A 2,232-nucleotide genomic window follows, 5' to 3' on the forward strand; every position below is an offset into this window, starting at 1 on the left:
CACGACCCGAGGAACCCTGGAGACCCCGCCCGGACGGCCACCCGGCAATCACCCCTGCCCGGACATCCGGCACGACCGATAAACGATCAGGAAATCAGCACCCCGGAATCAGCCCGGTGGATCCGGGCTGAGCTGGTGGCAGACTTGTTCGGCTACTTCAGCTGAGCATGGTGTATCCAGGTTCCGGCCTCTCGGCTTCCTGAGCGGGGGCCGGAACCACCCACCCGCCCACGCACCCGCTCTCCCACCCTGCGCTTCGGTTTCAGCGTGTCACCGCCGCGTGGGCGGCTGGGGGAAATACGCGGCAGGCGATCAACGGGAAAACCTGCGAAAGAAGAGCTGTGGCTTGCGCCCGTTTCGCCGTTTCGTCTGTGTCGGGAACGTGGCCAACTCCGGGTCTGGAGAAACTCAGGCGCGTCCAAGCGCCGGTGTGTCTCATACTTGATCTCTCGATGGCTGCTGACGAAGGAGGTGGCGAGGTATGAAGCTTGGTGAGGCTCTCGCGTTGCGCGCGGACGCATCGCGGCGGGTGCAGCAGTTGCAGGCGAGGATCGTGGCCAGCGCACGTTTCCAGGAGGGTGAGGAGCCGGCGGAGGATGCCGAGGCGCTCTTGGCGGAGGCTGGGCTGGCGCTCGATGAGCTCGAGCAGTTAATCACGCGTATCAATCGGACGAACGCCGCCGCCGTGATCGGCTCGAGCGGCACGATCACTGATGCGCTGGCGCGCAGGGACGCGCTTCGACTGCGCCATGCACTGGTCACTGCCGCCGCGGATGCCGCTGCCGGGAAGAATCGGCAGGGCGCTCCCGTGCGGCAGCTGCGCTCCGAGCTGAAGATGCTTACGGCTCTGCCCGTCTCGCAGTTGCGTGCGGAGGCCGATGCCATAGCTCGGGAGTTGCGTGAGCTGGATGTGCGGTTACAGCAGGCGAATTGGGAGGTCAGCCTGCTGAGCTGAGCTGCTGGCGAATGTGGAAAGCAGGTAGTCGCCGCGGAGGCGTGCACGACCCGGGCCGGCGGGTGATCCGGTCACCTTCTTGGCACGTGGAGGGCAGCGTTGGGGTTCGACTCCCTACTGCACACTGCAGCCCAGCACCTCGCACCAATGACAGGGAACAGCGCACAACGCATCACCATGTGCAGATCCGCAGTGACGAGGGTGGGTTCGGGGCACTCCACATCCGTGAGCAGGTCACCGTGCTGGCGGCGATGGGCTTGAGCGAGCTGCCGTCATCTCCATCGGTTCGTAGTGCCTAGCCATACGTGAGCTGATTCGCCTGTTTCGGCCTCGGGCTGATACGTTCTGCCGGCTGGGTCGATGGTGAGGGTCTGGGGGTGGCTCGATGAGGGCGGTATCGATGCGTGGCCTGGTGACGCTGCTGGTGGTGGCCGGGGGGATGGTCGGCGGCGGAGTTGCGCGGGCGGACACGGTTGACGGTGTGACGGTGCCCAATGCGGTGCTCACGGCGGGGACGGGGAACCAGGTCGTGGACATCACGATTTCCGCGGGGTCGCCGGTCGTCGGTAGTGCGGCCCAGCTCGCGCCGTCCACGGAGGAGGGGTACGCCGTCGGGATCACGGCGGCGGGTGCTGGAGGGTCCTGCACTGCGTTCACCAGCGGGTCGTGGTCGTGCGAGCCGAGTAGTGGGTCGGTATGGCGGGCCGGATCGATTCAGCTGACCATCAGCACGGCGAAGGCGACCCCTTCCCCTGGGAGCCTGCCGTTCACACTCCAGATCGTCGGCGATGGACCGCCGGTGGAAGTGTACGGATCGCTTGTCATCATGGCAGCCGCTCCGGCGACCAGCGCCCCGCCGACCCATGCGCCGACGGTGGTCAGTTCGAAGACGGGGCAGCCACGATCTGCGAGTCCTGCGGTGTCGGCGAGGGGTGCGGAGCAGACAGGGCAGCAGGTGGCGCGCGTGGTCGGGTCGCTTCACCCCACCGCGTCGGGGTCGGCGTCGGGGTCGGCGTCCGGAGTTGCGGGCGATGCCGGTGCCGAGACGGCTGCGCCTAGCGCGAGTGGCGCGGATGGTGGGACGGCCTCAACGGCGGCGAGCCTTCCGGCGGTGGTTGATGCGGCGGACGCGGGGTCCTCGTCTTCGTCACCGTGGATCTTGGGGGGAATCGGCGGGGTGATCCTGATGGTGGGGGCGTTTGCGGGCTGGCGGCGGTGGAGCTCTAGGCAGCGTGGTTGATCGTCCCGTGGATCGGGGATGATGTCGGGCTCGGGGC

General features: G+C 67.4%; 1 protein-coding gene and 1 pseudogene. One reads left to right on the plus strand and one right to left on the minus strand.

From position 1 onward, the window contains the following. The first annotated feature begins 481 nt into the window (after positions 1-481). Complete coding sequence (locus KDL01_RS40605) at positions 482-955, plus strand: DIP1984 family protein (protein WP_212534052.1); 474 nt, start codon at positions 482-484, stop codon at positions 953-955. A 978-nt stretch (positions 956-1,933) separates the two neighbouring features. Here the strand turns inward: KDL01_RS40605 and KDL01_RS40610 are convergent. Next, a pseudogene (locus KDL01_RS40610) lies at positions 1,934-2,232 on the minus strand (hypothetical protein); the annotation flags it as partial.

The organism is Actinospica durhamensis (assembly GCF_018139695.1).
GTDB classification, from domain to species: domain Bacteria; phylum Actinomycetota; class Actinomycetes; order Streptomycetales; family Catenulisporaceae; genus Actinospica; species Actinospica durhamensis.

Coding starts and splice junctions, on each gene's coding strand:
- KDL01_RS40605 (WP_212534052.1), top strand. CDS start 482: ATGAAGCTTGGTGAGGCTCTCGCGTTGCGCGCGGACGCATCGCGGCGG.